This is a genomic window from Rhodococcus sp. A14 (genome assembly GCF_011603105.1).
GTDB classification, from domain to species: Bacteria; Actinomycetota; Actinomycetes; order Mycobacteriales; family Mycobacteriaceae; genus Rhodococcus_F; species Rhodococcus_F opacus.
This window is the reverse complement of sequence record NZ_JAAOQS010000104.1, coordinates 23,673-31,280: the sequence shown is the minus strand read 5'-3', so window position 1 is coordinate 31,280 and position 7,608 is coordinate 23,673. Positions and strand designations below refer to the sequence as shown.

Below are 7,608 nucleotides of genomic sequence, written 5' to 3'. Positions count from 1 at the left end.
GCCACCGCGTCCGCGCTCATCCCGTCGGATGTCAGGTCGGTGCGCCATTGCTCCCGCATCCGGGTCAGCAGGGCGTCTCGGACGGTGCGGGTGCGGACCCACACGAACCGGACCGGGCGGGTGTGGTGCGGTGCGGGCGCGGTCAGGGCGTCCGCGATCGACGCCCGCACCGCATCCGGATCGACCGGGTCGGTCGAGAACTGGCGGACCGAGCGGCGCAGCAGCAACGCCTCGGCCCGGCCCAGCTCGACCGATTCGGCGGTGCCGAGCCAGAACAGGTCCTCGGCGCCACGCCGGATCAGATCCTGTGCCCGCGAACCGTCGTCGGCCAGATCCAGACCACGCACGACCGCGACCGGTACCCCGCCGAGTTTGCCCTTCACGAGATCGCCCGCCGCGGCGATCTCGTCGGCGACCGCCACCTCCGTCACCACCAGTTCGTTGCCCTGACTGTCGCGGGACCCGGCGTACCCGTGCAACACCGGCAGCCCGGCCGCGCCGATCGCGGCGTCGATCTGGCCGTTGCGCCACGCCCGGCCCATGGTGTCGGTGACCACCACCGCCACCCGCACCCCGAGCGCCACCTCGATCGCGTCGCGCAGGGTGCGGGCGCTGGCATCGGGATCCTCCGGCAGCAACGCCAGTTCGGAGCCCGCCACGTTCGAGCCGTCGATGCCCGAGGCGGCCTGCACGATCCCGAGCCGGTTCTCGGTGATCAGGGTCCGGCCCTTGCGGGCCACGATCCGGACCGCTTCCTGCTCGACCAGCCGCCGCCGGGCGGCATCGCGTTCCTCCGGGTCGGTCGGCGAGGACACGATCCGGCCCTCGACCTTCGAGAACACCTTGCTGGTGACCACCAGCACGTCCCCTTCGGCGAGCCACGGCGCGGCCGCAACGATCGCCGCCGCCAGGTCGTCGCCGGGCCGGAACTCGGGCAGACCGATCACCGGGCGGATCTCGAGCGCACCGCCCGGGGCGTGATCGAGCCGGGCGGAACCGGTGGCGTCGCTCACAGCGCCACCCCCGCCACGTCCAGCGCCGCCCGCACCATCGCGGCGGTGGCGTCGGGGTCGGACATGATCAGCGGCACCCGGGCCACCTCCACCCCGGGAACCTCGGCGGTGTCGGTGTCGTGGACAAGCCAGCCGTCGAGGATCCCGGTCCCGCTCCGGGCCCCGTACCAGCGGCCGATCGCCTCCGCGGAGGTGTCGACGCCGATCACGTCGAGGCATTCGTCGGCCATGCCGCGCAACGGTTTTCCGCCGACGATCGGCGAGATCCCGACCACCTTCGCCGCGGTGGTGCGCAACGCACCGCGGATCCCCGGCACCGCCAGGATCGCCCCCACACTGACCACGGGATTCGACGGTGCCAGCAGCACGATGTCGGCCGTCTCGATCGCCTCGAGCACCCCCGGCGCCGGGGCGGCCTGCTCGGCGCCGATGTGCGCGAAGCTGTGCGTCGGGACCTGGGCGCGGTACCGCACCCACCACTCCTGGAAGTGGATCGCCCGCTGCTCCCCGTCCTCGGGATCGGTGATCACGACGTGAGTTTCACTACGATCGTCGGTCACCGGCAGCAGCGTCACACCCGGCTGCCACCGGTTGCACAACGCCTCGGTCACCGCCGACAACGGATACCCCGTCCGCAGCATCTGCGTGCGGATCAGGTGCGTGGCGATGTCCCGGTCACCGAGCCCGAACCAATCCGGTTTCGCACCATAGGCGGCGAGTTCGGCCTTGGCGTTCCAGGTTTCACCGGCATGCCCCCACCCACGCTCGGTGTCGATGCCGTCGCCGAGGGTGTACATGCAGGTGTCCAGGTCCGGGCAGATCCGTAGTCCGTGCATCCACACGTCGTCGCCGACATTGACGACAGCGGTGATGGAATGGCCGGAATCGGCGCCCGCACGACCGGGCGCATCGGCCCCGAGCAACCTCCGCACACCTTGCAGGAACCGGGCCCCGCCCACCCCGCCAACCAATACAGTCACGTTCACGGTGCAAGCCTAGGCGGTGGCCGACCGCCTCCTGTGAGCTGCTTCCCCGAAGCGAATCGAGAGCGCGAAATAGTAATCGACTTTCGACGGTTAGCTTGACCGCGACACGCTGGGCGTGTCTAATCACAAATATGTCATTCCGACGTTGTGGGCGTGGAATCACTTGCAGCGGGGATCAATTCGAACGGTTGTTCGAACGGGTGGCAGGGGTGTTCGGTTCGGGGTACATGATCGATCGAAATTTTCTGCGCTATCACAGGTGAGGAGGCGGAACGATGCCCAATGAGCAGATCGAGTCGGAGACTCGCTGGAGCACAGTAAGCGACGAACCGCAGACCAATTCCGAAGCAGGCGCAGCGGACGGCGTCTGTGTTCAAGAAGTCTGTGTGCAAGAAGGCAGTGTGAAAGAAATTCCTGTGCCGGAACTCGTCGCACAGGAAGTCGAGACGACGGGCCCCCGCCCGGCGTTGAGTCTGGTGACCGGTTTCGACGAACTGTTCGAGACCATCGAGGACCAGTGGCAGGAACGCGCGCTCTGTGCGCAGACCGACCCGGAGGCCTTCTTCCCTGAAAAGGGAGGCTCCACCAGGGAAGCGAAGCGCATCTGCCTGGGCTGCGAGGTGCGGGACGAGTGCCTCGACTACGCACTGGCCAATGACGAGCGGTTCGGTATCTGGGGTGGCCTGTCGGAGCGTGAGCGCCGGCGCCTGAAGCGGGGGATCGTCTAGTTCAGTCTTCGTCGCCCGGCAGATCCGGGTCGATGACCTCGGGTTCGACTCCGAGGTAAGTACTCACCTGCTGTACGAGCACGTCGTGCACCAGGTCGGTGAGGTCGTCCGGGTCCTTGGCGCGCTGTTCGAGCGGTCGTCGGAACAGGACGACTCGCGCCCGCGTCGTGGATCCGTGCCGGTCGATGCCGGCCGGGATCAGTCGGGACAGTGGCACGGGCCCGTCCGCCACGACCTCGGCGGGCCAGTTGACCGAATCCGGGTCGAGCGCATGAATCTTCGGGACCTCGTCGACAGCGATGTCCAGCTTCGTCAGGCGTTCGCGCCAGCGCGCGTCGATCGGCGCGAATGCCTCGAGCACCACCAGATCGAACTTCTCTGCGCGGCTCCGTCGTGCCGGCGCGTCCGGAGGGAAGACGGACCCGCGGATTCCCCGTCCCCGTCGGTCGACGGATCGGGTGGTCACGGGACGCCTGCGTCGTGCTCTGGACATGGTGTGGACATTACGACAGCCGCACACTCTCGGTGTGTCCGAGTAGGTGTCGGGCCCTCGTGGGGCTAGGCTTCCTAGCTGTGAGATCTCTGCGTCGATGCTGCCGCCCCGGGTGCAAGAACCCCGCTGTCGCGACGCTCACGTACGTCTACTCCGACTCCACCGCCGTCGTCGGCCCGCTTGCCACGGTCGACGAGCCGCACTCGTGGGATCTGTGCGAAACGCACGCGTCGAGGATCACCGCACCCAAGGGCTGGGAACTGGTTCGGTACGAGGGTGGGTTCTCGTCGAGCACCCCGGACGAGGACGACCTGACCGCGCTGGCGGAGGCCGTGCGGGAGGCGGGCCTCGGCGATCGCGGGCGGTCCGAACGGGCCCTGTCCACCGAGGATCGCGCGGAGACCGGCACCCAGCCCAGCCCGGCGCGCACCGGTCGTCGCGGCCACCTGCGGGTACTTCCCGACCCTTCCAACTGACGTCCAGCCTGTTTCCGGGCCTGCGGTCCGCGGCGTGCCGTGTCCGCGACGGGCAGGCATTAGGCTTGCGCCAGCACTGGTGCTCGTAAAGGAGAAACAAGAAGTGGCGCGATCAGCCGAGTCCGTACATGCCGTGATCAAGGCTTACGACGTGCGGGGTGTCGTCGGTGAACACATCGACTCCGCGTTCGTGCAGGACGTGGGTGGCGCATTCGCACGACTCGTTCGCGAGGACAGCGCCACGAAGGTCGTGATCGGCTACGACATGCGCGCGTCTTCCCCCGATCTGGCCCGCGCGTTCGCCGACGGCGTCACCGCCCAGGGTCTGGACGTCGTCCTCATCGGACTCGCGTCCACCGATCAGCTGTATTTCGCTTCGGGGCTGTTCGACTGCCCGGGTGCGATGTTCACGGCGAGCCACAACCCGGCGAAATACAACGGCATCAAGCTGTGCCGCGCAGGCGCGAAGCCGGTGGGGCAGGAGACGGGCCTCGCCACCATTGCAGCCGAGGTCGTCGACGGGGTTCCCGCGTTCGACGGTGCTCCCGGCACGGTGTCCGAGGAGGACGTGCTCGAGCAGTACGCGAGTTTCGTCCGCGGACTGGTGAACCTCTCCGACCTCCGCCCGCTGACGGTGGCCGTCGACGCGGGCAACGGCATGGGCGGGCACACCGTCCCCGCCGTGTTCGAGCCGATGCCGGTGAAGCTGGAACCGCTGTACTTCGAACTCGACGGCACGTTCCCGAATCACGAGGCGAACCCGCTCGACCCGGCGAACCTCGTGGACCTGCAGCGGTACGTCCGTGAGACCGGGGCCGACATCGGTCTGGCCTTCGACGGCGACGCCGACCGCTGCTTCGTGGTCGACGAACTCGGCAACCCGGTGTCGCCGTCCGCCGTCACGGCCCTGGTCGCCGAGCGGGAGCTGGCCAAGGAGCCCGGCGCGACCGTCATCCACAACCTCATCACGTCCCGCGCGGTGCCGGAGCTGGTGACCGAGCTGGGCGGACACCCGGTCCGCACCCGGGTGGGGCATTCGTTCATCAAGCAGCAGATGGCCGAGACGCGCGCGATCTTCGGCGGCGAGCACTCCGCGCACTACTACTTCCGCGACTTCTGGGGCGCCGACTCCGGCATGCTCGCCGGACTGCACGTCCTCGCGGCACTGGGGGAGCAGGATCGTCCGCTGTCCGAACTGATGGCGAAGTACGAGCGGTACGCGGCGTCGGGCGAGATCAACTCGACCGTCGCGGACGCCGCCGAACGGACCGCCGCGGTGCTGTCGGAGTTCGCCGAGCGCACCGCGGACGTGGATCGGCTCGACGGTGTCACGGTCGCACTGGCGGACGGCGCGTGGTTCAACTTGCGGGCCTCCAACACCGAACCGCTCCTGCGACTCAACGTGGAGGCGGCGACGGCGGCCGAGGTAGATGCACTCGTTACCGAGATACTGGGCATCGTCCGAGCCTGACTGCCATAGTTGGAAGTACAGGTTCTGCTCGTGCTGCGAATGTGGCTTGCACCGATGAAGAAAGGGGGTGCGGTGTCATGACAGCGCCGACGCCCCTGGTCGATCTGGACGACGGGGACGCACTGGTTGCGGCGGACACCGAGGGTGTGTTGCGATCCGCCGCCATGGGGGGTGCCCAGATCCGGGCGACCCGGTCCGCGGTCGAGGAGGGGGCTCTCGAACGACTGCAGGGGCTGCGTCCGCGCAGCGTGGTGGTGGTGACCGGTGCGGGGCGTGCCAGTCGCGGCGCGGCGATCCTGACGGCGGTCCTCGCCGAACGGATCGGTTTCCCGCTGGTGCGCGCCACCCGGACCCCCGTGTGGGTGGGCCCGCTCGACGTGGTCGTGGTGGCCGGCGACGACGCAGGCGACCCACGACTCGTGCAGGCCATCGATGCGGCGGTGCGCCGCGGCGCCGAAGTGGTGGTGGCGGCACCGGACGAGGGACCCTTGCAGGCCGCGGCGGCCGGACGCGTCGTCATGTTCGCGCCGCGGGTCCGGGCACTCACCCGGCACGGTCTGCTGCGGTACTTCGCCGTTCTGCTGGCCGTCCTCCGGGTGGTCGGTTCGGAACGCTGGGGTGACGAGGTTCCCGACCTCGAGCAGATCGCCGACGCCGTCGACGGTGAGGCGCTGCGCGACAGGCCGAACAGCGAGGTGTTCCACAATCCCGCGAAATCGTTGGCCTCCCGCATGCAGGGACGCCGAATCGTGCTCACGGGCGATACGGAGAGCACGGTGGAACTGGCCCGGCACGGCGCCGAGGCGCTGCTGCACGCGGGCCGGGTGGTGACCGCGTCGGAGCTTCCGGACGTTCTGAGCGCGGCGGGCACGTTCCGTGTCGACCAGGCGCTCTCGGCGCACGACTCGATATTCCACGATCCCGAGTTGGACGGTCCACCGTCGGCGAGCCCGGTGCGCACGTTCGTGCTGTCGGCAGACGCCGATCGGATGCTCGTCGAACGCAGGATCGCCGCCCTGGGCGACGTCGATCTCGTCCTCGCGTCCTCGGACGAGGGTCAGGTTCCGTCGCAGCGTCCCGAGCTGGAACAGGCGGCGGTTCTCGTCGGCAGGCTCGACATGACTGCCGCGTACCTCCAATTGATCGGCGGTATCTAGTGCACCGACTCGAAGGTGCGCTCCGGTCCTACGCGTGGGGATCGCGCACAGCCATCGCACAGCTGCGTGGACTTCCGGTTCCCACGGCGCATCCGGAGGCGGAACTGTGGTTGGGCGCGCACCCGGGTGATCCCGCCCGCGTCCTCACCGAGGAGGGGCCCCGGTCCCTTCTGGACCTGGTGCACTCGGAACCCGAACGCCAGCTCGGCAAGCGGAGTGTGGAGACGTTCGGAGAACGTCTCCCGTTCCTGCTGAAGTTGCTCGCGTCGGAGGAACCACTGTCGTTGCAGGCCCATCCGAGCGCCGAGCAGGCGTGGGAGGGGTTCGCCCGGGAGAACGAGGCGGGAATACCCCTCGAATCCTCGGTGCGCAACTACAAGGACGCCAGCCACAAACCCGAACTCGTCGTGGCCCTCAGCCGGTTCCACGCGCTCGCCGGTTTCCGGGACCCTCAGCGGACGGTCAAACTGCTCGAGGCGATCGCGGTTCCGGAGCTGCAGCCCTACGCCGGCCTGATCGCCGGGCAACCCGACTCGGACGGTCTCCGCGCGTTGTTCACCACATGGATCACGTTGCCGCAGCCGGTGCTCGGCGCGCTGATGCCGAGAGTGCTCGACGGATGCGTCGCCTATCTGTCGAACACCAAGGACGGTGAGTTCGCGGCGGAGATCCGCACCGCCCTCGAATTGAGTGAGGTGTACCCGGGGGATGCGGGGGTGCTGGCCGCGCTCCTCCTGAACCGGGTCACCCTCGAACCAGGGCAGGGCCTGTACCTCGACGCGGGCAACCTCCACGCCTACCTGCACGGGATGGCCGTCGAGATCATGGCCAACTCCGACAACGTGCTGCGCGGGGGACTCACGCCCAAGCACGTGGACGTTCCGGAGTTGCTGCGCGTCCTCGACTTCGACACCGTCGACATTCCGATACTGGAAGCGGAAGAACGCCCGGGCCGTGGCGAATTCGTGTACTCCACACCGGCGCCGGAATTCGTCCTCGCGCGGATCGATCTGTCGCCGGACGGCCCCACGGAGCACCGGCTCGACTCGGAGGGGCCGCACATTCTGCTGTGCACCTCGGGTTCGGTGGAGTTGCGGTGCGGAACCGTTGCCCTCGACCTGTCCCAGGGCAACGCCGTCTGGATCGCGGCCGAGGACCCCGAAGTCGTGGTGACCGCGGGCACCGAGTCTGCCCAGTTGTTCAGTGCGAGGGTCGGCCCGCCGATCGCGTAGCCTGTGACCCGCCCTGCGATCCGAGAAGGGCTCCGCGGCCCGTCGTGAGGGT

The 7,608-nt window shown here is 68.7% G+C and carries 8 protein-coding genes; 5 read left to right on the top strand and 3 right to left on the bottom strand.

Annotated features, from left to right (window positions below; all coding sequences use genetic code 11):
* The coding region (locus tag G9373_RS36060; protein ID WP_167119724.1) for a coenzyme F420-0:L-glutamate ligase at positions 1–1,013 on the bottom strand (1,013 nt) is incomplete at its 3' end.
* Positions 1,010–1,999, bottom strand: coding sequence for a 2-phospho-L-lactate transferase (gene cofD / locus G9373_RS47015; protein WP_005264987.1), 990 nt, complete (start codon positions 1,997–1,999; stop codon positions 1,010–1,012). The genes G9373_RS36060 and cofD, both read right to left, overlap by 4 nt.
* 467 nt (positions 2,000–2,466) lie before the next feature.
* Between cofD and G9373_RS36050 the strand changes: the two genes are divergently transcribed.
* A complete protein-coding gene (locus G9373_RS36050) occupies positions 2,467–2,727 on the top strand; it encodes a WhiB family transcriptional regulator (protein WP_166680705.1) in 261 nt (86 codons plus the stop codon).
* Between the two features lies 1 nt (position 2,728).
* Here the strand turns inward: G9373_RS36050 and G9373_RS36045 are convergent, their stop codons facing one another.
* Complete coding sequence (locus G9373_RS36045) at positions 2,729–3,220, bottom strand: metallopeptidase family protein (protein WP_029539455.1); 492 nt, start codon at positions 3,218–3,220, stop codon at positions 2,729–2,731.
* A gap of 80 nt (positions 3,221–3,300) precedes the next feature.
* Between G9373_RS36045 and G9373_RS36040 the strand changes: the two genes are divergently transcribed.
* The 4 genes from G9373_RS36040 (at position 3,301) to manA (ending at position 7,556) form a co-directional block, all read left to right on the top strand.
* Positions 3,301–3,696, top strand: a complete 396-nt coding sequence (locus tag G9373_RS36040; protein ID WP_005259770.1) for a DUF3499 domain-containing protein — start codon at positions 3,301–3,303, stop codon at positions 3,694–3,696.
* Between the two features lie 103 nt (positions 3,697–3,799).
* The gene (locus tag G9373_RS36035; protein ID WP_043790472.1) at positions 3,800–5,167 is read left to right on the top strand and encodes a phosphomannomutase/phosphoglucomutase; all 1,368 of its coding nucleotides are present in this window, start codon (positions 3,800–3,802) and stop codon (positions 5,165–5,167) included.
* A gap of 77 nt (positions 5,168–5,244) precedes the next feature.
* A complete protein-coding gene (locus tag G9373_RS36030; RefSeq protein ID WP_005568162.1) occupies positions 5,245–6,324 on the top strand; it encodes a hypothetical protein in 1,080 nt (359 codons plus the stop codon).
* Positions 6,324–7,556 carry a mannose-6-phosphate isomerase, class I gene (gene manA, locus G9373_RS36025; RefSeq protein WP_005568160.1) on the top strand — a complete coding sequence of 411 codons (1,233 nt, stop codon included), beginning with the start codon at positions 6,324–6,326 and terminating at the stop codon, positions 7,554–7,556. The genes G9373_RS36030 and manA overlap by 1 nt, the downstream gene beginning before the upstream one ends.
* Positions 7,557–7,608 lie beyond the last annotated feature (52 nt).

Bases quoted from the DNA above. Each gene is read 5' to 3' on its own strand.
- G9373_RS36045 (WP_029539455.1), bottom strand. From the start codon at position 3,220: ATGTCCAGAGCACGACGCAGGCGTCCCGTGACCACCCGATCCGTCGAC.
- G9373_RS36030 (WP_005568162.1), top strand. From the start codon at position 5,245: ATGACAGCGCCGACGCCCCTGGTCGATCTGGACGACGGGGACGCACTG.